Origin of the sequence: Variovorax sp. SPNA7 (genome assembly GCF_033807855.1) — a bacterium.
GTDB lineage: Bacteria > Pseudomonadota > Gammaproteobacteria > Burkholderiales > Burkholderiaceae_C > Variovorax > Variovorax beijingensis.
On the sequence record NZ_CP138513.1, the window covers coordinates 1,589,723 to 1,613,013 of the forward strand.

General features: G+C 68.1%; 26 protein-coding genes. 18 read left to right on the forward strand and 8 right to left on the reverse strand.

The window, feature by feature from the left end:
* Positions 1-19: 19 nt before the first annotated feature.
* A complete protein-coding gene (locus tag RZE77_RS07240) occupies positions 20-1,084 on the reverse strand; it encodes an AI-2E family transporter (protein WP_319441275.1) in 1,065 nt (354 codons plus the stop codon).
* A 42-nt stretch (positions 1,085-1,126) separates the two neighbouring features.
* Positions 1,127-2,167, reverse strand: coding sequence for a phosphoribosylformylglycinamidine cyclo-ligase (gene purM, locus RZE77_RS07245; protein ID WP_319430712.1), 1,041 nt, complete (start codon positions 2,165-2,167; stop codon positions 1,127-1,129).
* Positions 2,168-2,286: 119 nt separating this feature from the next.
* Between purM and hda the strand changes: the two genes are divergently transcribed.
* The 5 genes from hda to RZE77_RS07270 all read left to right on the forward strand — a co-directional run bounded on the left by hda (position 2,287) and on the right by RZE77_RS07270 (position 7,067).
* Entirely contained in the window at positions 2,287-2,973 is a 687-nt protein-coding gene (hda, locus tag RZE77_RS07250) for a DnaA regulatory inactivator Hda (protein ID WP_026283844.1), read from the forward strand.
* A 19-nt stretch (positions 2,974-2,992) separates the two neighbouring features.
* Positions 2,993-4,639, forward strand: a complete 1,647-nt coding sequence (pcnB, locus tag RZE77_RS07255; RefSeq protein ID WP_319441276.1) for a polynucleotide adenylyltransferase PcnB — start codon at positions 2,993-2,995, stop codon at positions 4,637-4,639.
* Positions 4,636-5,283, forward strand: a complete 648-nt coding sequence (folK, locus tag RZE77_RS07260) for a 2-amino-4-hydroxy-6-hydroxymethyldihydropteridine diphosphokinase (RefSeq protein WP_319441277.1) — start codon at positions 4,636-4,638, stop codon at positions 5,281-5,283. Before pcnB ends, folK begins: the two co-directional genes overlap by 4 nt.
* 115 nt (positions 5,284-5,398) lie before the next feature.
* Positions 5,399-6,043, forward strand: coding sequence for a DUF47 domain-containing protein (locus tag RZE77_RS07265; RefSeq protein ID WP_012746613.1), 645 nt, complete (start codon positions 5,399-5,401; stop codon positions 6,041-6,043).
* A gap of 13 nt (positions 6,044-6,056) precedes the next feature.
* Positions 6,057-7,067: an inorganic phosphate transporter gene (locus RZE77_RS07270; RefSeq protein ID WP_319441278.1), complete on the forward strand. Its 1,011-nt coding sequence runs from the start codon at positions 6,057-6,059 to the stop codon at positions 7,065-7,067.
* A 28-nt stretch (positions 7,068-7,095) separates the two neighbouring features.
* Here RZE77_RS07270 and RZE77_RS07275 read toward each other — a convergent pair whose 3' ends face one another.
* A complete protein-coding gene (locus RZE77_RS07275; RefSeq protein ID WP_319441279.1) occupies positions 7,096-7,542 on the reverse strand; it encodes a TM2 domain-containing protein in 447 nt (148 codons plus the stop codon).
* Positions 7,539-8,063 carry a GNAT family N-acetyltransferase gene (locus RZE77_RS07280; RefSeq protein WP_319441280.1) on the reverse strand — a complete coding sequence of 175 codons (525 nt, stop codon included), beginning with the start codon at positions 8,061-8,063 and terminating at the stop codon, positions 7,539-7,541. Before RZE77_RS07280 ends, RZE77_RS07275 begins: the two co-directional genes overlap by 4 nt.
* A gap of 183 nt (positions 8,064-8,246) precedes the next feature.
* Here RZE77_RS07280 and rpsP point away from each other — a divergent pair, with 183 nt between their 5' ends.
* The 7 genes from rpsP (at position 8,247) to hisC (ending at position 13,348) form a co-directional block, all read left to right on the forward strand.
* Positions 8,247-8,510 carry a 30S ribosomal protein S16 gene (gene rpsP / locus RZE77_RS07285; RefSeq protein ID WP_007831311.1) on the forward strand — a complete coding sequence of 88 codons (264 nt, stop codon included), beginning with the start codon at positions 8,247-8,249 and terminating at the stop codon, positions 8,508-8,510.
* Positions 8,511-8,526: 16 nt separating this feature from the next.
* Positions 8,527-9,081 (forward strand): ribosome maturation factor RimM, encoded by a 555-nt coding sequence (rimM, locus tag RZE77_RS07290; protein WP_025569496.1) that lies wholly within the window; start codon positions 8,527-8,529, stop codon positions 9,079-9,081.
* A gap of 16 nt (positions 9,082-9,097) precedes the next feature.
* Complete coding sequence (gene trmD, locus RZE77_RS07295; protein WP_319441281.1) at positions 9,098-9,844, forward strand: tRNA (guanosine(37)-N1)-methyltransferase TrmD; 747 nt, start codon at positions 9,098-9,100, stop codon at positions 9,842-9,844.
* 93 nt (positions 9,845-9,937) lie between these two features.
* Positions 9,938-10,321 carry a 50S ribosomal protein L19 gene (gene rplS, locus RZE77_RS07300; RefSeq protein ID WP_018903298.1) on the forward strand — a complete coding sequence of 128 codons (384 nt, stop codon included), beginning with the start codon at positions 9,938-9,940 and terminating at the stop codon, positions 10,319-10,321.
* Positions 10,322-10,467: 146 nt separating this feature from the next.
* Positions 10,468-11,187, forward strand: coding sequence for a CoA pyrophosphatase (locus RZE77_RS07305; RefSeq protein WP_319441282.1), 720 nt, complete (start codon positions 10,468-10,470; stop codon positions 11,185-11,187).
* A 48-nt stretch (positions 11,188-11,235) separates the two neighbouring features.
* A complete protein-coding gene (locus RZE77_RS07310; RefSeq protein ID WP_319441283.1) occupies positions 11,236-12,237 on the forward strand; it encodes a CobD/CbiB family protein in 1,002 nt (333 codons plus the stop codon).
* 22 nt (positions 12,238-12,259) lie between these two features.
* Entirely contained in the window at positions 12,260-13,348 is a 1,089-nt protein-coding gene (gene hisC, locus RZE77_RS07315) for a histidinol-phosphate transaminase (RefSeq protein WP_319441284.1), read from the forward strand.
* On the opposite strand, the gene rsgA is transcribed toward hisC, so the two are convergent.
* Genes rsgA through RZE77_RS07330 form a run of 3 tightly spaced genes read right to left on the reverse strand, consistent with a single transcriptional unit; the run spans position 13,342 to position 15,955 of the window.
* Positions 13,342-14,298: a ribosome small subunit-dependent GTPase A gene (gene rsgA, locus RZE77_RS07320; RefSeq protein WP_319441285.1), complete on the reverse strand. Its 957-nt coding sequence runs from the start codon at positions 14,296-14,298 to the stop codon at positions 13,342-13,344. The genes hisC and rsgA overlap by 7 nt on opposite strands.
* A 15-nt stretch (positions 14,299-14,313) precedes the next feature.
* The gene (locus RZE77_RS07325; RefSeq protein ID WP_319441286.1) at positions 14,314-14,661 is read right to left on the reverse strand and encodes a 4a-hydroxytetrahydrobiopterin dehydratase; all 348 of its coding nucleotides are present in this window, start codon (positions 14,659-14,661) and stop codon (positions 14,314-14,316) included.
* A gap of 28 nt (positions 14,662-14,689) precedes the next feature.
* Positions 14,690-15,955, reverse strand: coding sequence for a M48 family metallopeptidase (locus RZE77_RS07330; protein WP_319441287.1), 1,266 nt, complete (start codon positions 15,953-15,955; stop codon positions 14,690-14,692).
* Positions 15,956-16,013: 58 nt separating this feature from the next.
* On the opposite strand from RZE77_RS07330, the gene orn reads away from it, so the two are divergent.
* From orn to RZE77_RS07360, 6 genes are all read left to right on the forward strand, one after another.
* Entirely contained in the window at positions 16,014-16,610 is a 597-nt protein-coding gene (gene orn, locus RZE77_RS07335; protein ID WP_124957108.1) for an oligoribonuclease, read from the forward strand.
* 233 nt (positions 16,611-16,843) lie between these two features.
* Positions 16,844-18,778: a DEAD/DEAH box helicase gene (locus RZE77_RS07340; protein ID WP_319441288.1), complete on the forward strand. Its 1,935-nt coding sequence runs from the start codon at positions 16,844-16,846 to the stop codon at positions 18,776-18,778.
* Positions 18,779-18,991: 213 nt separating this feature from the next.
* A complete protein-coding gene (locus RZE77_RS07345) occupies positions 18,992-20,065 on the forward strand; it encodes an NAD/NADP octopine/nopaline dehydrogenase family protein (RefSeq protein WP_319441289.1) in 1,074 nt (357 codons plus the stop codon).
* Complete coding sequence (locus RZE77_RS07350) at positions 20,055-21,062, forward strand: 3-hydroxybutyryl-CoA dehydrogenase (RefSeq protein WP_319441290.1); 1,008 nt, start codon at positions 20,055-20,057, stop codon at positions 21,060-21,062. The genes RZE77_RS07345 and RZE77_RS07350 overlap by 11 nt, the downstream gene beginning before the upstream one ends.
* Complete coding sequence (locus RZE77_RS07355; RefSeq protein ID WP_319441291.1) at positions 21,059-21,862, forward strand: alpha/beta fold hydrolase; 804 nt, start codon at positions 21,059-21,061, stop codon at positions 21,860-21,862. The genes RZE77_RS07350 and RZE77_RS07355 overlap by 4 nt, the downstream gene beginning before the upstream one ends.
* On the forward strand, positions 21,859-22,737 hold the full coding sequence (locus tag RZE77_RS07360) for a quinone oxidoreductase family protein (protein WP_319441292.1): 879 nt from the start codon (positions 21,859-21,861) through the stop codon (positions 22,735-22,737). The genes RZE77_RS07355 and RZE77_RS07360 overlap by 4 nt, the downstream gene beginning before the upstream one ends.
* On the opposite strand, the gene RZE77_RS07365 is transcribed toward RZE77_RS07360, so the two are convergent.
* Positions 22,734-23,210 (reverse strand): MarR family winged helix-turn-helix transcriptional regulator, encoded by a 477-nt coding sequence (locus RZE77_RS07365; RefSeq protein WP_319441293.1) that lies wholly within the window; start codon positions 23,208-23,210, stop codon positions 22,734-22,736. The genes RZE77_RS07360 and RZE77_RS07365 overlap by 4 nt on opposite strands.
* Positions 23,211-23,291: the final 81 nt, after the last annotated feature.

Sequence of the window (23,291 nt, forward strand, 5' to 3'; positions counted from 1 at the left end):
TCAAATCAGGACATCGAAGCTAAACAAGGCCGGCCGCCTGCAGCTCTTTCTTGAGGTAGGCGTAGAAAAGCGGCGCCGCCACCAGTCCGGCCGGGCCGAACACCGCCTCGGCCACGAACATCACCGCCAGCAGCTCCCACACCCGCATCTGCGTGCGGCTGCCGACCACCTTGGCGTTGATCACGTATTCCGCCTTGTGGATGATGATCAGGAACGCCAGGCAGGCCAGCGCCGTCACGGGCGACACCGACAGCGCCACCAGCGTGATCACCGAGTTGCAGACCAGGTTGCCGACGATGGGCACCAGGCCCGCCACGAAGGTCAGCGTGATCAGGGCCGGCGTGTAGGGCAGGTGAGGGCCCCAGAGCGGCATCAGGAACAGCAGGAAGATGGCGGTCAGCAGCGTGTTGAAAGCGGCGATCCAGAACTGCGCAGCCACGATCTGGCCGAAGGCCTCGCCGAAGATGGCGATGCGCCGGTGCAGCTGCGCGGCGAGCGGCCGGCGCTGCAGCGGCGAGGGTGCGATGGCGGCCAGTCCGCCCACGATGAGCCCCACGTAGGCAAACAGCAGGCCGCCGAGCCATGCCCGTCCGGCCAGGGCCAGAGAACCGGCCTGCGCGCGCAGGTAGTTGGCCACCACGCGCTGCACTTCGGCCGCGCCTTCGGGCAGGTAGACCGCGATTTCGCTCGGCAGCTTGAGCCGCAGTTCGAGCACCGTGCGCGCCGTGTAGTCGAGCAGTTCGCGGTACTGGTCGGGTGCGTCGAGGATGTACTCGCGCGCTTGCGACAGGCCCAGGGAGATCAGCGCAATGGGTGCCAGCAGCACCAGCGTGACCGCCAGCACCCGGGCCAGGACGTCGGCTTGCATTGGCGGCAGCGGGAGCCGTGCCAGGCCGGAGCCGATCAGGCGCGCGAACCGGCGCGTGGCCAGGAAACCGATGCACACGCACAGGAGGCCGGGCAGCAGGTGCTGCCACATCACCAGCAGCAGCGCGGCCGGCATCAGCAGGTAGCTGGCCAGCACCACGTTGCGCGAGGCGGCCTGGGGCTTGGTTTCGAAGGTGGCGAGGGAGGGTTTGGCCATCAGGGTCCGGGTGCTGCGCTTGCGAGCCTCGGAGCGAGGAGATCAGCCGACCACGACAGCGGCGCCCGCGCCGCGCTCGGCGATGGTGCCGATCTCGAACACCGACTCGCCGGCCGTGCGCAGCGTGGCGGCGCAGGCTGCGGCTTCGGCCGCGTCGATCACCACCACCATGCCGATGCCGTTGTTGAAGGTGCGGTTCATCTCGATGTCGTCGATGCCGGCCACCTTCTGCAGCCAGGCGAAGAGCTCGGTCTGCGGCCAGCTGCCCTTCTTGAGGTGGGCGGCCGTGCCTTCGGGCAGCACGCGCGGGATGTTCTCGAGCAGGCCGCCGCCCGTGATGTGGGCCAGCGCCTTGATCGGGTGCTTGGCCAGCGCCTCGAGCACCGGCTTCACGTAGAGGTGGGTGGGTTCCATCACGGCTTCGCGGAAGGGCTTGCCGTCGAGCGTGGCGGGCAGGTCGGCCCCCGCGCGTTCGATCACCTTGCGCACCAGGCTGAAGCCGTTGGAATGCACGCCGGCCGAGGCCAGGCCCAGCACCACGTCGCCCGGCTTCACGTTCTGGCCCGTGAGGATCTTCGCCTTTTCGACCGCACCGACCGCGAAGCCCGCCAGGTCGTACTCGCCGGCCGGGTACATGCCGGGCATTTCGGCGGTTTCGCCGCCGATCAGCGCGCAGCCGGAAATCTCGCAGCCGCGGGCGATGCCGCCGATCACGGCCGCGGCCGTGTCCACGTCGAGCTTGCCGCAGGCGAAATAGTCGAGGAAGAAGAGCGGTTCGGCGCCCTGCACCAGCACGTCGTTGACGCTCATGGCCACCAGGTCGATGCCGACCGTGTCGTGCATGTTCCATTCGAAGGCCAGCTTGAGCTTGGTGCCCACGCCATCGGTGCCGCTCACCAGCACCGGCTCCTTGTAGCGCTTGGGCACCTCGAACAGCGCGCCGAAGCCGCCGATGCCGGCCAGCACGCCTTCGCGCAGGGTCTTCTTGGCGAGCGGCTTGATGCGGTCGATCAGTGCGTCGCCGGCATCGATATCGACACCTGCATCCTTGTAGCTGAGCGGGGTGGGCGTAGGGGAAGTCATGGTCGGACGGTGTCGAGAAGGGCGGGAAGGTGGAGGCGCCGGCGACCGAAGCGGCCGGGCCGATAGAATTCCTCACGATTTTAAGGGCCCTCCGGGCCCCCTCCATGAACCTTCCCGGGATGAAACAGCTCGCGCTCGATATCGGCATTGCGACGGGCCCCAGCTTCGACGCTTTTTTTGCCGGCCCGAACGAGGCGGCGCTGCGGCACCTGCAACTGTGGGTGGGCGGCGCCGGCAGCGCCGTGCCTCACTCTCCCGTGCCCACCTACCTGTGGGGCGAAGGCGGCAGCGGCAAGACCCATCTGCTCGAATCGGTGCGTGTCGCACTGCGCGAGCAGGGCGCGAGCGTGGGCTGGCTGCATGCCGGCGTGCTGGAGCCGCCAGAATTCGACGAGCGCTGGGGTGCCGTGCTGCTCGACGACGTGCACCTCTACACCGCGGTGCAGCAGCACGCGGCCTTCAACTGGTTCGTCAACGCGCAGACGCTGCAGCGCGGCGTGGTGGCCGCGGGCGCGCTGCCGCCGGCCGACCTGCCGCTGCGCGAGGACCTTCGCACCCGGCTGGGCTGGGGCCATGTGTTCCACCTGCAGGTGCTGAGCGAAAGCGAACGCCGGGCGGTGCTGCGCCAGGCCGCCGACACGCGCGGCGTCATGCTGTCGGACGAGGTGCTCGACTACATGCTGCACCGCTTCAGCCGCGACCTGGGCAGCCTGATGGAGCTGCTCACGCAGCTCGACGGTTATGCCCTTCAGACACAGCGCGCGATCACGATCCCGCTGATCCGATCCATGCTCGAAAACGAATAGAGAAGAGCTTCAACCAACAATGATCAAGAAATTCATCGACAAGCTGCTCGGCAAATCGGCCGGCGGCGCACAGGGCAAGAGCCGCTTCGGCAAGCGCCAGGAGGTGCCGGCAGAGGTTCACAAGATCGATCCAGCCCTGGTCGACGAACGTGCCAGGAACGTCGTCACCACCCTCCAGCAGGCCGGCTACGAGGCCTACGTGGTGGGCGGCGCGGTGCGCGACCTGCTGCTGGGGCTGCGCCCCAAGGACTTCGACGTCGCCACCAACGCCACGCCCGAGCAGGTCAAGTCGCTCTTCCGGCGCGCCTTCATCATCGGGCGGCGCTTTCGCATCGTGCACGTGGTGTACGGCCGCGGCCGCGAGCACGAGGTGATCGAGGTCTCGACCTTCCGCGCCTACATGGACAACGCCGCCGCCGAGCAGGTGGCCGGCAACGAGCGCACCAGCAAGGGCGAGCTCGCGAGCATGAAGCATGCGGTGGACGCCAGTGGCCGCGTGCTGCGCGACAACGTCTGGGGCCCGCAGGAGGAAGACGCGGCGCGCCGCGACTTCACCGTGAACGCCATGTACTACGACCCGGCCAACCAGGTCGTGGTCGACTACCACAACGGCATCCGCGACGCCCAGAAGCTCACGCTGCGCATGATCGGCGATCCGGCCACGCGCTACCGCGAAGACCCGGTGCGCATCATCCGCGCGATCCGCTTCTCGGCCAAGCTCGCGGCGCTCGGCTTCAAGATGGAAGCCAAGACGGCCGCGCCGCTGGTCGAGTCGAGCAGGCTGCTGGCTGACGTGCCGCAGAGCCGCCTGTTCGACGAAATGCTCAAGCTGCTGCAGACCGGCCATGCCATTGCCACGGTCGAGCAGCTGCGCAAGCTGGGCCTCGCCAAGGGCATCTATCCGCTGCTCGACGTGGTGGTGGAGCGGGCCGACTCGCCGTTCGTGAAGGCGGCGCTGCAGGACACCGACCGCCGCGTCGGCGAAGGCAAGCCCGTGGCGCCGAGCTTCCTCCTGGCCTGCGTGCTGTGGGCCGACGTGCGCGACGGCTGGGCCCAGCGCGTCGAGGGCCGGCACGGCCAGCGCCCGCAGCCGCCGTTCCCGGCGCTGCAGGACGCGATCGACGACGTGTTCAACGCCCGCATCGGCGATGTGTCGGGCCGCGGCAAGCTCGCTGCCGACATGCGCGAGATCTGGATGATGCAGCCGCGCTTCGACAAGCGCACCGGCTCCACCCCCTACAGCCTGGTGGACCAGGCGCGGTTCCGCGCCGCCTTCGACTTCATGCGGCTGCGCGCCGACGTGGGCGAGGTCAGCGAGGCCATTGCCGAGTGGTGGCAGGAGTTCAGCACCGCCGACGACGTGCGCCAGCAAGACCTGCTGGAACAGGTGCGCGACGAGCAGAAGACCCGCCAGCGCGTGCGAACGCGCGACCCGGTGGCGCCCAAGCCCTCCCGCGGCGAACCGGCGGCGCGCCAGCGCCAGCCCGATGCCGACGCGCGGCAGGACGACGAGGCCGAGGAAGTCGAAGTCGAGGCCGGTGCCGGCGCCGTGCCGCCCGATGGCGAAGCAGCCGCACCACGCAAGCGCCGCCGTCGCCGCAAGCCGCGCACCGGCGGTGGTGGTGATGGTGGCGGCGAGGGCGGCGGGAGCGCCGCAGCCGAATGAGCGCACCGAACCGGCCGAAGGACGGCAAGAGCGGCGGCGGCCAGGGCCGGCCGCCATCGCGCGGCGGCCCTTCGCCGAAGCCGAAGAGCAGCGGACCGGCGCCCGCGCGGCGCTCGCCCGCCCGGCCCGCGGGCAAGGGGTCTGCGGGCGCACCCGCCCGCCGCACGCGCGAGGACTATCCGACCGTGCAGGCCTTCGTCGCCATCGGCGCCAACCTGGGCGACGCCCGGGCCGCCGTGACGGCGGCCATGGACGCCATCGGCACCATCGAGCGCACCGTGGTGACGGCGCGCTCGTCGCTCTACCGCAGCGCGCCGGTCGATGCGACCGGGCCCGATTTCATCAATGCCGTGGTGGCCGTGCGGACCGGGCTCACGGCCGAGGCGTTCCTGGCCGAACTGCATCTGCTCGAGGAGCAGGCCGGCCGCGAACGGCCTTTTCCCAATGCGCCGCGCACGCTCGACCTCGACCTGCTGATGCACGGCAACGCGATCAAGGACACGCCCGCGCTGGCCTTGCCGCATCCGCGCATGCGCGACCGCGCCTTCGTGCTGAAGCCGCTCGCCGAGATCGCGCCCGACAAGGTGCCGCGCGCGGCGCTTGCCCGCGTTTCCTCGCAGGTCATCGAGCGGATTCGCGACTGAGCAGGCGGGGCGCTGAACCCCGTTGGCCGGGCGGCTTTGCTCGGCCCATTACACTTGCGCGGTTTTTCATGACGTTGTCACACATTTGTGGCAGCCGCGAACCCAGGAGAGCGCCATGTTCGGCAAGCTGCTGCCCCGCGAGGGGAATTTTTTCGAGATGTTCAACCAGCACGCCGAGCGCATCGTCGAAGCGGCGCGGGCGTTCGAGCAACTCGTGGCCAATTACAGCGACGTGCACCTGCGCGAGCAGTACAACCGCGACGTCGACAATGCCGAGCGTGCGGCCGACCGCGTCACGCACGACGTCAACCGGCTGATCCACAAGACCTTCATCACGCCGATCGACCGCGAGCAGATCCACAAGCTCATCAATACGATGGACGACGTGGCCGACCTGATCCAGGACTCGGCCGAGACCATGGCGCTGTACGACGTGCGCCACATGACCGACGAGATCGTGCGCCTCACCGCCCTGAGCGTGAAGTGCTGCGACCGCCTCAAGGACGCCGTTAAGTTCCTCGGCAAGATCGCCGACCCGGCGGTGGCCGAGGCCACGCTCAAGACCTGCGAGGAAATCGACCGCCTCGAATCGGATGCCGACCGCGTGATGCGCAGCGCCATGAGCAAGCTGTTCCGCGAGGAACCCGATGTGCGCGAGGTGATCAAGCTCAAGGCAATCTACGAATTGCTCGAGACGATCACCGACAAGTGCGAGGACGTGGCCAACGTCATCGAGGGCATCGTCCTCGAGAATTCCTGAGCGGTAACCATCGATGGCAACGGTTCAGGTCGCCCTCTGGGTGGTGATGATTCTGGTCGCGCTGGCGATCTTGTTCGACTTCATGAACGGCTTCCACGACGCGGCGAACTCGATCGCCACCGTGGTGTCGACCGGCGTGCTCAAGCCGGGCCACGCCGTGCTGTTCGCGGCCTTCTTCAACCTGATCGCGATCTTCATCTTCCACCTGAGCGTGGCCGCCACCGTCGGCAAGGGCATTGCCCAGCCCGGCGTGGTCGATGTGCACGTGGTCTTCGGTGCGCTCGTGGGTGCCATCAGCTGGAACCTCGTGACCTGGTACTACGGCATCCCGAGCAGCTCGTCGCACGCGCTGATCGGTGGCATCGTGGGTGCCGTGATCGCCAAGACCGGGACCGGCGGCCTGGTGGCTTCGGGCATCTGGAAGACCGTGGCCTTCATCTTCGTTTCGCCGTTTCTCGGCTTCCTGCTGGGCTCGATGATGATGGTGCTGGTGGCCTGGGGCTTCCGGCGCGCCACGCCCTCGCGCGTGGACCGCTGGTTCCGGCGGCTGCAGCTGGTTTCGGCCGGGGCCTACAGCCTGGGCCACGGCGGCAACGACGCGCAGAAGACCATCGGCATCATCTGGATGCTGCTGATCGCCACCGGCTACGCCTCGGCCGCCGACGCGGCGCCGCCGAACTGGGTCATCGTGAGCTGCTATGCCGCCATCGCGCTGGGCACCATGTTCGGCGGCTGGCGCATCGTGAAGACCATGGGCCAGAAGATCACCAAGCTCAAGCCCGTGGGCGGCTTCTGCGCGGAGACGGGCGGCGCGATCACGCTGTTCCTGGCCACCGCGCTGGGCATCCCGGTGTCGACCACCCACACCATCACCGGCGCCATCGTCGGCGTGGGCTCCGCGCAGCGCGCGAGCGCCGTGCGCTGGGGCGTGGCGGGCAACATCGTCTGGGCCTGGATCTTCACGATCCCGGCGTCGGCTTTCGTTGCGGCGATTGCCTACTGGTTCAGCTGGCAGATCTTCTGAGGCCGCGCCGCCTTCGGGCGCGCAACGGCTACTGCGAGATCTTCCGGCCTTCCTCGACCTGGTGCTCGAAGTAGCGCTGGAAGCTGAACACGATGCTGGCCATCAGCACCGTGGTGCCGAACAAAAGCGCCAGCACCACGGCGCCGATCGTGGCCCAGTTGGTGCGGCCCGGCGCGGCATCCGAAGGCGCGCTGCTGTTGAAGCGGGCATTCCACTTCTCGGGCGTCATGAGGCCGTAGACGATCGCCGTCAGCGCGCATCCCGCGATGGTGAAGCCCAGGAGCGGAATCAGCACCCAGCTCCAGCCGTCGTCCAGGCCGTACATGCGCGCGCGCTCGATGCCGTACAGCCCCAGCGCGGTGGGAATGGGCAGCAGCCAGCCGAGCCAGTCGCCGATGCCGCGCAGGTAGAAGCGGTGCAGGCCCAGCGGGCCGCCCAGGAAGGAGAGCCAGGCGGCAATGGTCTTGTTTTTCATTCGGGTTGGGTGGTGCTGCCTTCGCCGAGCACCTTTTCCATCAGGACCACGTCGCGCCATTGGCCGAACTTCCAGCCGCAGTCCTTGAGCACGCCCACATGCGTGAAGCCCTGGCTGCGGTGCACCCCAACCGAGCCGGCGTTGGCCGAATCGCCGATGACCGCGATCAGCTTGCGCACGCCCACCGCCTCGGCGGCCTGCGAGAGGGCGGCCAGCAGTTGGGTGCCCAGGCCCTTGCCGCGTGCGGCTTCGGACATGTAGATCGAGTCTTCGGCCGAAAAGCGATAGGCCGGGCGCGGCTTGAACCAGTTGCAGTAGGCAAAACCCAACACTTCGCCATTTTTTTCGGCCACGAGGTAGGGCAGGTTCCTGGCGAGCACGTCGGCGCGGCGCGCGGCCATGTCGGCGGCAGAGGGCGCTTCGGTCTCGAAGGTGCCGGTGCCGTTCAGCACGTGGTGGGCGTAGATGGCCGTGATGGCCGCGATGTCTTCGTCGCGGCTGGGGCGGATGGTGAGGGTCATGCAGGTGGCAAACGGGACGCGGCAAGCGCGGAAATTCGGAGAAAACGCAGGTCGGGCTATAATCGCAGGCTTTTCAGCGTGTCGCTGGCCGGGTGGCCATGTCGCGTGTCTCGACGTTGAAAGAACACTGTGAGCGGGCCTCTTGTCAAAAAACGGGCTTGCTGCACCACCCAAGGATAAATCATGGTCGTCATTCGACTTTCCCGCGGCGGCTCCAAAGGCCGTCCGTTCTTCAACATCGTCGTGTCGGACAAGCGCGTTCGCCGCGATGGCCGTTTCATCGAGCGCCTGGGTTTCTACAACCCGACCGCCAAGGAAAACGAAGAAAGCATCCGTATTGCCCAGGACCGCCTGGCCTACTGGAAGAGCGTTGGCGCACAAGCTTCGCCCACGGTCCTGCGCCTGATCAAGCAAGCTGCAGCCGCAGCTCCCAAGGCGGCAGCCTAAGCTGCCCGGCACGCCGATGCTGCCCGCACTCGAAGCCGCCGAATTGCCGGCGGATGCGATCGAGGTAGGACGCATCGCCGATGCATGGGGCATCAAGGGCTGGTTCAAGGTCCTGCCCCACAGCGCCCAGCCCGAGGCGCTTTTTTCTTCCAAGCGCTGGTTCCTGCAGGCTCCCGGAGCCTCGGCAACCGCAGCTTTCCGGCTCGCGATCCGCGAAGCCAAAGAACATTCCGACTGCATCGTCGCCTCCTCCGAGGACGTGCCTGACCGCAATGCGGCCGAGGCGCTTCGCGGCGCGCGCGTGTTCGTGCCGCGCTCGAGCTTTCCCACGGCCGGCGACGACGAGTACTACTGGGTCGACCTGATCGGCCTTTCGGTGGTCAACCGCGAAGGCGTGGCGCTCGGCACGGTGCGCGAACTGCTCGCCACCGGCCCGCAGACCACGCTGGTGCTCGCGGCCGAGGAAGACGGCAAGGCCATCGAACGCATGGTGCCCTTCGTCTCGGTCTTCGTCGACAAGGTCGACCTGGCCGGCCGCCTCATCACGGTCGACTGGCAACCCGATTTCTGATTGGGGCCTCGCGCGCATGCGCTTCGACGTCCTCACGCTCTTTCCCGAACTGTTCGCGCCCTTCATGGCCAGCGGCGTGACGCGCCGCGCCTACGAGTCGAAACAGGTCGAGGTCGTGCTCTGGAACCCGCGCGACTTCGCGCAGGGCAACTACAAGCGCGTCGACGACCGGCCCTTTGGCGGCGGCCCCGGCATGGTGATGATGGCCGAGCCGCTGTCGGCCTGCCTCGACGCGGCGCTGGCCGCGCGCGGCTCCCAGGCGCCGGTCGTGCTGTTTTCCCCCATCGGCGAGGCATTGCGCCACGAAGCGGTCGAGCGCTGGTCGGCCAGCGAGGGCGCGGTGCTGGTCTGCGGCCGCTACGAAGGCATCGACCAGCGCTTCATCGACACGCGCGTGACGCACCAGATCAGCCTCGGCGACTTCGTTCTTTCGGGCGGCGAGATCGCGGCCATGGCACTGCTCGATGCCGTGGCGCGGCTGCAGCCCGGCGTGCTGGGCGACGAGGCCAGCCATGTGCAGGACAGCTTCAATCCTTCGCTCGACGGCCTGCTCGACTGCCCGCACTACACCCGGCCGGAGCAATGGAACGGGCAGGGCGTGCCGGCGCCGCTGCTGTCGGGGCACCATGTGCAGATCGAGCGCTGGCGCCGCGACCAGCGGCTGACCATCACCGCCGCCCGGCGGCCCGACCTGATTGCCGCCGCACGCGCCGCCGGCCGCCTGAGCAAGGTCGATGAGGCAGCGCTGAAAAAAAAGCTATAATCCTCGGTTCCCCGATCCTCTGCCCGGCCGCGCCTGGCTTGAAACCGAAGGCGCCTTTTGTGTAGCGCGAGCACGATCGAATATCAGGAAATCATGAACCTCATCGAAACCCTCGAGCAGGAAGAAATCGCCCGCCTCGGCAAGAAGATCCCCGATTTCATGCCCGGTGACACGGTCATCGTCAGCGTGAGCGTCGTCGAAGGCACCCGCAAGCGCGTGCAGGCCTACGAAGGCGTCGTGATCGCCAAGCGCAATCGCGGCCTCAACAGCGGCTTCACGGTGCGCAAGATCTCCAGCGGCGAAGGCGTGGAGCGTACGTTCCAGACCTACAGCCCGCTGATCGCCGGCATCGAAGTCAAGCGCCGTGGCGATGTCCGCCGCGCCAAGCTGTACTACCTGCGCGAGCGCAGCGGCCGTTCGGCACGCATCAAGGAAAAGCTGCCGGGCAAGTCGCAAGCAGCATCGGCCGCCAAGTAAGCTGCCTTCCTGCCGTGCAAAAAGCCGCCGCTCTGGCGGCTTTTTGCGTTGTGCGCCGTGCACGCTTCTTGCAAAAAGACAGCGCGGCCCTTTTACGCTCTACTCCTTCACTGAAACTCTCTCACTTGACCCACTCCACCGCCCCCATGCAATTCGCTCCCGTCGAACCCGTCAATGCCGTGGTGCCGCCCACGCTGCTGCCGTTCGACCCGCGCGAGGCGCCTGTGGTCGGCGGCCCCGACGGCCTTCCCGCGGTGGCGCCCGCGCAGTTGACGACCGAGGCCCTGCGCAGGCGCTTTGCCGCGCCGCCCGAGTGGACGCCCGAATTGCGGCGCGAGCCGCGCCTGACCGACCGCGCCCCCGCGCAGGCGGCCGTGCTGGTGCCCATCGTGCAGCGCCCGCAAGGCGCGACCGTGCTGCTGACCGAGCGCACGGCGCATTTGTCCAACCATTCGGGGCAGGTGGCGTTTCCGGGCGGGCGCGTCGACCCCGAGGACGCCAACATCGCGGCGGCCGCACTGCGCGAGGCCTGGGAAGAAGTGGGACTCTCGGCCCAGTACATCGAAGTGCTTGGCAGCCTTCCGACCTACACCACCATCACCTCGTTCATCGTGACGCCGGTGGTCGCGCTGGTGAAGCCCGGGTTCGAGCTCACCATCAATCCCTACGAAGTGGCGCTGGCCTTCGAGGTGCCGCTGGCCTGGCTCATGGATCCGGCCAATCACCGCCGCCACACGGTGCCCGCGCCCGACGGCACCCGCCGCGAGTGGTATTCGATGCCCTACCAGGACGGCACCGAAGAGCGCTTCGTCTGGGGCGCCACCGCGGGCATGCTGCGCAATCTCTATCGCTTCCTCAGCGCCTGACCTCGGCCCGCGCCGCGCCTGTGCAGGCGCCCTCGCTATCATCGAAGGATGAGCTTCTTTGCCATCCTGTGTGCGTTGCTGATCGAGCAGGTGAGGCCGCTCGCCTCCCACAACCCGGTGTACGCCGGCGTGCTGGCCTGGACGCGCTGGACCAGCCGCAATTTCGACGCAGGCAAGCCGCACCATGGATGGGTCGCATGGGCCCTTGCGGTGCTCATGCCCACGCTGATGACGCTGGGCATCCACCTGCTGCTGGTGTTCACGCTGGGGCTGCCGTTCGCGGTGCTCTGGAGCGTTGCGGTGCTCTACGTCACGCTCGGTTTCCGGCAGTTCAGCCACCACTTCACGGACATCCGCGATGCGCTCGACGAAGGCGACGAGCCGCTCGCGCGCTCGCTGCTGGCGCACTGGCAGGGCGTGGATGCGGCCGAACTGCCGCGCAGCGAAATCGTTCGCCACGTGATCGAGCATTCGGTGATTGCGGCGCACCGCCATGTGTTCGGCGTGCTGGCCTGGTTCTCGGTGCTGGCGGCCCTGGGCCTGGGGCCGGCCGGCGCGGTGTTCTACCGGATGAGCGAGTTCGTCTCGCGCTACTGGCACCACAAGAACGGCGCGGCGGTGCAGCCCTCGAGCGTCTCGGTGCAGCGGGCCGCGGAGAGCGCCTGGCACGCGATCGACTGGCTGCCTGCGCGCATCACCGCGCTGGGCTTCGCGGTTGTCGGCAGCTTCGAGGAGGCGATCGACTGCTGGCGCAATGACGCGCGGCGCTTTCCGAGCGAGAACGACGGCGTGATCCTCGCGGCGACCTCGGGCGCGGTCAATGTGCGCCTGGGCGGCGGCGCGCTGAGCCCGATTCCCGTCACCGATCCGCTCCCGCGCGCGCAGGCCGGCGATTCGATGGCCGATGGTCGCCGGCTCGACAGCGGCAGCACGCCGGGCCGCGAGCCCGAACCCGGCCATCTGCGCAGCGTGGTGGGCCTGGTGTGGCGTTCGGTGGTGATGTGGATGGTGCTGCTGGCGCTGCTCACGCTGGCCCGCCTGCTCGGCTGAGCAGCAGCTCTCCAAAAAGATCATGACCACCCCCGCACCGGCCTTCTGGAGCCCGCGCATCGGCGCGCTCGAACCCTATGTGCCCGGCGAACAGCCGCGCATTGCCAACCTCGTCAAGCTCAACACCAACGAGAACCCGTATCCGCCGTCACCGCTGGCCATCGACGCCATCCAGCAGGCGGCGGCGAACGGCCTGGAGCGCTATCCGGACCCCGCCTCGCTCGCACTGCGCGAAGCGGTGGCGCGGCGGCACGGCCTGCAGGCCGGACAGGTCTTTGCGGGCAACGGCTCGGACGAAGTGCTGGCGCACGCCTTCTTCGCCTTCTTCCAGCAGGCCGAGCCGCTGCTGATGCCCGATGTGAGCTACAGCTTCTACCGGGTCTATGCGCAGCTCTACGGCATCGGCTGCGAACTGCTGCCGGTCGACCAGGGCCTGCGCATCGACGTCGATGCCATGGCGGCCCGCACCCGCGGTGGCTGCGCGGGCCTGGTGATCGCCAACCCGAATGCGCCCACGGGCATCGGGCTGCCGCTCGCACGCATCGAGCAGCTGCTCGCGGCCTGTCCCGAGCGCGTGGTGCTGGTCGACGAGGCGTATGTCGATTTCGGCGGCGAGAGCGCGCTGCCGCTCATCGGCAAGTATCCGAACCTGCTGGTGGTGCAGACCTTGTCCAAGTCGCGTTCGCTGGCCGGCCTGCGGGTGGGCTTTGCCTGCGGGCAGGCGCATCTGATCGACGCGCTGGTGCGCGTCAAGGACAGCTTCAATTCCTATCCGCTCGACCGGCTTGCCATGGCCGGCGCGGTGGCGGCGCTCGAAGACGAGGCCTGGTTCCAGACCACGCGCGACAAGGTCGTCGACACCCGCGAAGGGCTCAGCCTGCAGCTCGAGGATCTGGGCTTCGAAGTGCTGCCCTCGCAGGCCAACTTCGTGTTCGCGCGCCATCCGCAGCGCGATGCCGCCGAGCTGGCGGCGCTGCTGCGCGAGCGTGCGGTGCTGGTGCGGCATTTCAGGCAGCCGCGCATTGCGCAGTACCTGCGCATCAGCATCGGCACGCGCGAGCAGTGCGGGGCGCTGGTGCAGGCGCTCGAATCGATCCTGGACGTTCAGTAGCGCGACTGGCTGAGCTCGGCGAAGAGTTCGCCATAGATCCTGTAGCGCGTGGCGCTGATCGGCCCCGGCTTGCCGGGCGCGTCCACATTCGCGATCACGCCGCAGCCCGGCTCGTGCAGATGGGTGCAGTTGTAGAACTTGCAGTCGTTCGCATGCGCGGCAATGTCGGGCATCAGGCCCGCGAGCTGCATAGGCGCGATGTGGTTCAGGCCGAATTCCTGGAAGCCCGGCGAGTCGATCAGGCTGGTGGTGCGCGCTTCGTCGATCCAGTACCAAGTGGTGCTCGTGGTCGTGTGCTTGCCTGAGTTCAGCGCCTGTGAAATCTCTTGCGTCAGTACGGTCGCGCCCGGCACCAGCAGGTTGGTCAGGGTGCTCTTGCCCGAGCCGGAGGGTCCGAGCACGAGCGTCGACTTGCCGGCAAGCAGTTTCATCAGCGAGGCATAGTCTGCTTCGCCCGACGCCTTGAGCGAGAGCGGCAGCACGCCATGGTGCATGCGGCGGTAGGGCGCCAGCTTGTTCCATGCGCGCTCGAAGGGCTCGGCCAGATCGCTCTTGTTGAGCGCGATGATCGGCGTGATGCGTTCGGCTTCGGCGGCAATGAGCGCGCGCGCGAGTTGATGCTCGGAGAATTCCGGCTCGGCCGCGATCAGGATCAGCACATGGTCGAGATTGGCCGCGAACGACTTGGTGCGGATTTCGTCCTGGCGATAGAAGAGATTGCGCCGCGGCACGACTTCTTCGATGGTGCCTTCGTCTTCGCTGGCCTGCCAGCGCACGCGGTCGCCGACCACGGCCTGGCTCTTCTTTCCGCGCGGATGGCAGATCAGGCGCTCGCCCGCGGGCGTCTCGACCAGGCAGTGGCGGCCATGGCTCGCGACGACCAGGCCGTCGTGAAGAATGCGCGCGGAGGTGCCGGCCCCCTTGGCGGGAGTGCGGCCCGGCTTAGCCAACGGCGGGTTTCCTCATCACGGTGCCGGGCTGGCCACCAGCGCGTTCGCCTGGCGGGCGCATTCGAAGTCGGTGCCCGAGAGCCCGCCCACGTCGTGCGTGTTGAAGCGCACCACGCAGCGGTTGTAGTGCACCGACAGGTCCGGATGATGGTCTTGCGTATGGGCGATGAAAGCCAGCGCATTCACGAATGCGATGGTCTCGAAGTAGTTGGCGAAGCTGAAGGTTTTCTCGATGGCCACATTGGCACCGTCGCCGTCGAGCTTCCAGCCGTCGAGCTTGGCGAGGCCGGAGACGATTTCGGTGGCGCTCAGTGCGTGGCGGGGGATGTTTTTCCAGTCTTTGGGCTTGAACATGCTGCTCATGGTCTCGGCTTTCCGGCAAATGTCTTCTTCAGGCCGCCGTCATGCGCGCGAGGCGCTCGGAGGCCGGAGGGTGGGAATAGTAGAACTTGACGAACACCGGGTCGGGCGTGAGCGTCGACGCGTTGTCCTGGTAGAGCTTGAGCAGGGCGGCCGACAGGTCGGCGCCGCTGGTTTGCGCCACCGCATAGGCATCGGCCTCGAACTCGTGCTTGCGCGACAGGCGTGCAGGCAGCGGCGCGACGAAGAAGCCGAACACCGGCACCGCGAGCATGAAGAGCAGCAGCGCGAGTGCATCGTTGGGCGCCGTTGCCGCCATGTTGGGCTGCACGCCGAGCCCCGTGTAGAACCAGGCCTGGGTCGACACCCAGCCCAGCAGTGCGAAGCCCGCCAGGCTCAGCGCGAACATCGCAACGAGCCGCTTCACGATGTGGCGGTGCTTGAAGTGGCCGAGCTCGTGCGCGAGCACGGCCTCGACTTCGGCTGCGTCGAGCTGGCGCAGCAGCGTGTCGTAGAACACCACGCGCTTGCTCGCGCCAAAGCCGGTGAAGTAGGCATTGGCATGGGCGCTGCGGGTGCTGCCGTCCATCACGAACAGGCCCTTGGCGGCAAAGCCGCAGCGCTTCATCAGTGCCGTGACGCGCTCCTTGAGCGTGGGGTCGTCGAGCGGCTTGAACTTGTTGAACAGCGGCGCAATGAAGGTGGGGTACACCAGCATCCCCAGCAGGTTGAACCCCATCCACACGGCCCAGGCCCAGAGCCACCAGGTGGTGCCGGCCGCGCCCATGAGCCACAGGATCAGCGCCGCAATCGGCAGGCCGATCGCGGCGCCGAGCGCCGTGGACTTGAGCGTGTCGGCCAGCCAGAGGCGCAATGTCATCTTGTTGAAGCCGAAGCGCTCCTCGAGCCTGAAGGTCTGCCAGAGCGTGAAGGGCAGTTCGAGCAGGCCGCCGATGACCGCAAAGGCCGCCAGCAGCGCCAACTGCTGCAGCATGCCGCCGCCGAGCCAGCCCAGCAGCAGCTTGTTGAGCACGTCGAGCCCGCCCAGCAGCGTCCAGCCCAGCAGCAGTGCGGTGCTCCAGGCCATCTCGACGAGGCCGAAGCGCGCCTTGGCAATTGTGTAGTCGGCCGCCTTCTGGTGGGCGGCAAGGCTGATGGTGTGTTCGAAAGCTGCCGGCACCGCGCCGCGGTGCTGCGCCACGTGGCGCACCTGCCGCGAGGCGAGCCAGAACTTCACGAGCAGGCCCGCGACCAGTGCAACGGCGAAGGCAGTGGTGAAGATGAGCGAATAGGACATGACCGTCGAGTTTAGCCCTCGGGTCCGGCCGGCGCAGGCCTTCGACGACAATCCTGCCATGCCCGAATCCCTTGACCCCACGACCGTCGCAACCCTCCCTGTCCTCAAGAAAAGCGACCAGAACCTCGTCTGGCTCGACTGCGAAATGAGCGGCCTCGACCCCGAGAAGGAGCGCCTGCTCGAGATTGCCGTGGTCGTCACCGGCCCCGACCTCACGCCCCGCATCGATGGCCCCGTGCTGGTCATCCACCAGAGCGACGCGGTGCTCGACGCCATGGACGCCTGGAACAAGGGTACGCACGGGCGCAGCGGCCTGATCGACAAGGTGAAGGCCTCCACGCTGGACGAAGCCGCGGCCGAGCAGCAACTGCTGGAATTCGTGGCCCGCTATGTTCCCAGGAGCGGTTCGCCCATGTGCGGCAACACCATCGGGCAGGACCGGCGCTTCCTGGTCAAGTTCATGCCCAAGCTGGAGGCGTATTTCCACTACCGCAACCTCGATGTCAGCACCCTGAAGGAGCTGGCCAAGCGCTGGAAGCCCGCCGCCTACAGCGCCTTCAAGAAGCAGCAGGCGCACACTGCGCTGGCCGACGTGCACGAGTCCATCGAGGAGCTCGCGCATTACAGGGAAACCTTTCTGAAATTGACGGATTAGGTAAAAACCCCGAGTCATGCCATAATCGACGGCTTCGCTGATCTGGGGGATTTTCCGGTCAGCGTCTCTTGCATCTCCCTATCTTGCACACCGCGCCCGATCGCATCCGCTGATCAAAAAGGGCCGCAGCCTCCGGCGAAAGCCAGAAGTTGAATGTCGTTGGATGGTTGATGTTTTTAACCACCAACGGGGCGCCGCCTACGGCAGCGCTCGCGTTTGAGATTGATATTCACATGACCGACGCTTTTGAAGCGCAGGGCGAGTTCGCGCCTGTGCAATCCACCAACAACAATGAATTCATCGTCGCCCCGGACACCGTGTCCGAAGCGCCGATCCTCGAGGCGCTCGACGCCGCAGCGCCCGAAGCGGCCGTGGCCGAAGAAGCCCGCGTGCCCAACGGCTTCATCAAGCTCGGCCTCGCGCCCGAGCTGATCGCCGCCGTGGCCGACCTGGGCTTCACCCAGCCTACGACCGTGCAAGACAAGGTGATCCCGCTCGCCATGGGCGGTGAAGCCGGCCAGGACGGCAAGGCCCGCTTCGTCGACCTGATGGTCTCGAGCCAGACCGGCTCGGGCAAGACCGCCGCCTTCCTGCTGCCCGTGCTGCACACGCTGCTCAAGCGCCAGGCCGAAGCCGAAGCCGAAGCCAAGGCCGAATTCCAGCGCCTGGCCGCCGAAGCCGCCGCGCGCGGCGAAGCCGTGCCGAAGAAGCCCAAGCGCAAGGACCCGACCAACGCCCGCCATTTCAAGGCCGCCACGCCCGGCGCCCTGATCCTGTGCCCGACGCGCGAACTCGCGCAGCAGGTTGCACATGACGCCATCGAGCTGGTTCGCCACTGCCGCGGCCTGCGCGTGGCCAACGTGGTGGGCGGCATGCCCTACCAGCTGCAGATCGCCAAGCTGCAGAACGCCGACCTCGTGGTGGCCACGCCCGGCCGCCTGCTCGACCTGCAGCGTTCGCAGCAGCTCAAGCTCGACCAGGTCAAGTTCCTGGTGGTCGACGAGGCCGACCGCATGCTCGACCTCGGCTTCTCCGACGACCTGGCCGAAGTCAACCAGCTCACCATCGAGCGCCAGCAAACGATGATGTTCAGCGCCACCTTCGCGCCGCGCATCCAGCAGCTGGCCCAGCGCGTCATGCGCGAGCCGCAGCGCATCACCATCGACAGCCCGCAAGAGAAGCACGCCAACATCAAGCAGTCGCTGTACTGGGCCGACAACAGCCAGCACAAGCGCAAGCTGCTCGACCACTGGCTGCGCGACACCAGCATCAACCAGGCGATCGTGTTCGCAAGCACGCAAGTCGAGTGCGACGGCCTCGCCAACGACCTGCAGCAAGAAGGCTTCAGCGCCGTGGCGCTGCACGGCGCCCTGAGCCAGGGCCTGCGCAACCGCCGGCTGATGGCGCTGCGCCAGGGCCAGGTGCAGATCCTGGTGGCAACCGACGTGGCGGCCCGCGGCATCGACGTGCCCACCATCACCCACGTCTTCAACTTCGGCCTGCCGATGAAGGCCGAGGACTACACCCACCGCATCGGCCGCACCGGCCGTGCAGGCCGCGACGGCCTGGCCATCACTTTTGCCGAGTTCCGCGATCGCCGCAAGATCATGGACATCGAGCAATACAGCCGCCAGCAGTTCAAGGCCGAAGTGGTGGCCGGCCTCGAGCCGCAGCAGCGCATGCCGCAATCGCGTCCGCCGATGGGCGAGTACCGCGGCGGCCGTGGCGACAACCAGTCGCGTGACCGCAAGTTCGGCAATGGCGGCGCAGGCGGCGGCGGTGGCTACCGCGGCAACAACGGCGGCGGCTATGCCGGCGCCAGCGGCTTCAACGACCGCAACGCACGCGGCCCGGCGCAGGGCCAAGGCCCGCGCGGCTTCCAGGGCGGCAACAACGCCGGCTTCGGCGGCGGCCGTGACGACGGTGGCAATGGCGGCGGCGCCGGTTATGGCCGCAAGCCGGGCTGGGGCGACAACAGCGCCCCGCGCGGCGGCCACGGCCAAGGCCACCACGGCGGTGGCCGCGGCGACGGCGGCTTCGCGCCCCGTGAAGGCTTCGCTCCGCGCGAAGGTTTTGCACCGCGCGGCAATGGCGCAGGCCATGGCGGCCCGGGCAAGGTGTTCGTGCCGCGCGACGCACAAAAGCGTGCGTTCAAGCCCACGCGCTGATCCATTGCAGAGCGGCCAGCCGGCCGCTCGCCCCAAAAGAAAGCCCGCGCTTCGCAAGAAGCGCGGGCTTTTTCATTGCGGGTTTCCGCGGGGGGCACAGGCACGAAACTTGATTGACATATGAATCGATGAAAAGTAATGTAATAAGGCATTACCTCCCCGGTCCGTACCGCGGCTGCCGGTTCATCGACGTCTGCCTTTCAAAGTTCGAACATGAAAATTGCAATTCTTGGTGGTGGCCACGGCGCCTATGCGGCCGCCGCGGATTTGTCCGAAGCCGGCCATGAGGTGCGCCTGTGGCGCCGCGATGCGGCCGCCCTCCGGCCGGTGGTGCAAGCCGGCGCCATCACGCTGAAGGACGCCGGCGGCGCGCGCGAGGTGCCGCTGGCACTGGCCACCGCCGACATCGCCGCGGCGCTCCAGGGTGCCGAGCTCATCGTCATTCCCACGCCCGCCATCGCCCAGCACGACATCGCGCTGGCCATGGCGCCGCACCTGGCCGACGGCCAGGTCGTCTTCCTGCCGCCGGGCACCTTCGGCAGCTATGTGATGGCAAGGACGGTGAAGCAGGCCGGCAGCCGCGCCGACGTGGCCTGGGCCGAAACCGGCACCCTGCCGTACCTCGCGCGCAAGCATGGCGAGCGCGAGGTGAACGTCACGATCCGCGCCATCCGCCTGCCGACCGGCGTCTATCCGGCGCGCAAGGAGGCCGAGGCCATCGAGGTGATCCGCCGTGCCTACCCGGCGGTGCATGGCTGCGGCAATGCGCTCTCGGGCGCGCTCATGAACGCCGGCCCCGTCATCCACCCGCCGCTGATGGTGATGAACGCCGCGCCGCTGCAGCACTTCGAGCGCTGGGACATCCACAACGAAGGCACGCAGCGCGCCGTGCGCGACGTGACCGACCGGCTCGACCAGGAGCGCATGGCCGTGCGCGAAGCCTTCGGCCAGTGCGCGCCGCACTATCCGCTGGCCGACCACTACAACAACGACCAGTGGATGTACGGCGACGCGCACAAGCAGCTCGTCAAGTCGGGCGACTGGCGCGAGAACATCGACCTGCACACGCACCGCTACATCACCGAGGACACCGAGCTCGGCCTCGCCTTCCTGGCCTCGGCCGCGCGGCATGCGGGGGTGGACGCACCCATCGCGCACGGCCTGCTGGCGATCGTCGGCGGCTTTCTCGGCCGCGACCTGCGGCACGGCCCGCGCACTTTCGAGAGCCTGGGCCTGGCCGATCTGAGCGCGGCGCAGCTCGCGCAGAGGCTGCACGATGGCGAATGAGCGCGCATCGCTGCCCCGCTTCGCGGCCGTCGGCGCGGGCCGCATGGGGCGCGGCATCGCGATCGCCTTCGCCTACGCGGGCCACCGCATCTCGCTGGTCGACTTGCGCCAGCGCAGCGACGAGGCCTGGCAGCGGCTGCAGGGCGAAGCGAAGGCCGAGATCGAAGCCAGCCTCGCCGGCCTGGCACAGCTCGGCGTGATCGACGCTGCGCAGGTCCAGTCGATCGCCGCCCGCGTGGACTTCGTGAGCGCCGCCGAAGCACCGCAAGCGCTGGCCGCCGCCGAGCTGGTGTTCGAGGGCGTGCCCGAAACCATGGAGGCCAAGCGCGAGGCCTTCGAGCAGCTCAACCGCCATTGCCGCGACGACGCCATCCTCACATCCACCACCAGCAGCATCCTCGTGACGCAGCTCGCGGCGCTGGTGCGGCTGCCCGGGCGCTTCCTGAACATGCACTGGCTCAATCCGGCCTATGTGATTCCCGTGGTGGAGCTCAGCTGCCATCCCGGCACCGATACCGCCGTGCTCGCGCGCACCAAGGCGCTGATGGAGGCCATCGGCAAGCTGCCCGTGGTCTGCGGTGCATCGCCGGGGTACATCGTGCCGCGCCTGCAGGCGCTGGTGATGAACGAGGCGGCCCGCATGATCGAGGAGGGCGCCGCCACCGCCGAGGAGATCGACAAGGCCACGCGCTACGGCCTCGGGCTGCGCTTTGCCGCGCTCGGCGTGGTCGAGTTCATCGACTTCGGCGGCTGCGACATCCTGCACCACGCGAGCCGCGAGATGTCGGCCTCGATCGACAAGGGGCGCTACACCGCACCGGCGATCGTCGATCGCATGGTCGAGGAGGGGCGGCTCGGCCTCAAGAGCGGCAGCGGCTTCTACGACTACCAGGGCCGCGACATCGCCGCCTACCGGCGTGACGTGCTGTCGCGCACGCTCGGCGAGTTGAAGCATGCGGGCCTCTGGCGCGCGCCCGCCGGCGAGACACTGCCATGACGATCCGCCGCGCCTTTGCCGACCTGTCGGTGGGGCAGGTGCACTACGCGGCATGCGGCGATGCGAACGCGCCGGCCGTGCTGCTGCTGCACCAGTCGCCGCGCAGCTGGGCCGAATACCGCGAAGTGCTGCCGCTGCTCGGCGCGCGGCATCGCGCCATTGCCATGGACACCGCAGGCTTCGGCGATTCGGCGGATGGCGGCGTGCCCGCGAGCATTGCGCAGTGGGCGCGCGTGGCCTGCGAACTGTTCGATGCGCTGGGCATTGCACGGGCCGACGTGGTGGGGCACCACACGGGCGGCGTCATCGCGGTCGAACTGGCGGCCGCGTTTCCGGGCCGTGTGCGCAGCCTCTTGCTGTCGTCCACGCCGTACACCGGCGAAGCCTTTCGCATCGCAAGGGCCGAGCGGCCGCCCATCGACGAAGTGGCGCCCAGCGAAGACGGCAGCCACCTGGCGGCACTCTGGCAGAGGCGCCAGGGCTTCTATCCTGAAGGCCGACCCGATCTGCTCGAGGCCTTCGTGCGCGATGCATTGAAGGTCGGCCATCGCGTGGAGGAGGGCCATCGGGCCGTCGCCTCCTACCGCATGGAAGAGCGCATCGGCCGCGTGACGCAGCCCGCGCTCATCATCCGCGCCACCGCCGATCCGTTTGCCGCGCCGCATGCGCAAGAGCTGCTGCACCACCTGCCGCAGGCTCGCATCGTCGACATCGAAGGCGGCATGGTCCCCTTGCCCGACCAGATGCCCGAAGCCTTCGCGCAGGCGGTGCTCGGCTTTCTTTCGGCGCTGCCCCCATGAAAGCCATCCGCATCCACGGCTTCGACGCGGTGCCGGTGCTCGAAGACCTGCCCGACCCGGTGCCACGGCCCGGCCGCACCATCGTGCGCATGCAGGCCGCCACCGTCGGCCACATCGACCGTACCGTATGGCGCGGCAGCTTCCTGCGCCATCCGCCGCTGCCCTACACGCCGGGCGTGGAGGCCGCGGGCATCGTCGTCTCAAGCGGGCGCTTTGCCGCCGGAGCGCGCGTGTGGCTGCGCGGCAGCGGCCTGGGCACGCTGTTCGACGGCACCTGGTGCGAGCAGATCGATGCGCCCGACGAAGCGCTGGGCCTGCTGCCCGACGCGCTGCCGATGGCGGTGGGTGCCGCGTTCTTCTCGCCCACCACGTCGGCGTGGGTGGCGCTGCATGACGTTGCGAAGCTGCAGGCCGGCGAGCAGGTGCTCGTCACGGGTGCTAGCGGCGCCGTGGGCTCGCTCGTCGTGCAGCTGGCGCGCGAGCTTGGCTGCATCGTGGGCGCGGTCGATCCGGACGCCGAGGCCCCGCCGCCCGCGAGTGCGGACCTGTTGATCGACACGGTCGGCGGCGGCGTTCTTTCGGCGGCCTTGCCGGCCGTGCGGCCCGGCGGGCGCGCCGTGCTCATCGGCTACACCGCGGGCCCCACGCTGCAGCTGGACATTGCGCACTTCCTGCAGCGCGACGTGGCGCTCCTGCCGCTCAACATGTTCAGGCGCGAGGCTGCCGGCCGCGCCGCGGCGCCCGAGTTGCTCGCGCGATTGGCCGATGGCCGTCTGCATCTGGAGGTGCGCAGTTTTGCGCTGGCCGATGCCGCCGTCGCGCTCGAATGGATCGCGCAGCGCGGCCATCGCGGCCGCGCGGTGCTCGTGCCTTAGTCCTCCTCCGGCTCCTCGACCGGCACATGCACGTGCAGGTCGATCATCTGCCGCAGGGTCTGCTTCAGTTCCTCGGCGCGCCGCAGGCCGAAGGGTTCGAGCACGCGCCGCTCGTGGTCGCGCGCGAGCTCCATCAGGTGCTCCACCGCCTTCAGGCCCTTGCGCGTGATGCGCACCAGCGTGATGCGGCGATCACTCTCATGGGGCAGCCGCTCGACCTGTCCGCGTGCCTCCATGCGGTCGAGCAGCCGCGTGACGGTCGGCTGCTTGGTCACCGTCACCTGCGCGAGCTGGCCGATGCTGATCGGCTCGCTACCCGCGAGCGAGGCCATCACGCGCCACTCGGACACCGAGAAGCCCTGCTGCCGCGCCACCTCGTGGAACTCCGAGGAGATCAGCTGGCTGGCCTGCGCCAGCAGCGCGGGCAGGTAGTCATCGACGAAGCGATGCGTTTCGGCAGAGGGTTCAGCCATGAAGGCACCTCACAGCCAAGAGCCTCGAACCAGCCGCGGGCACGCTGTTTGCATGTCTAGGGTAATTCATGATTGTGGATA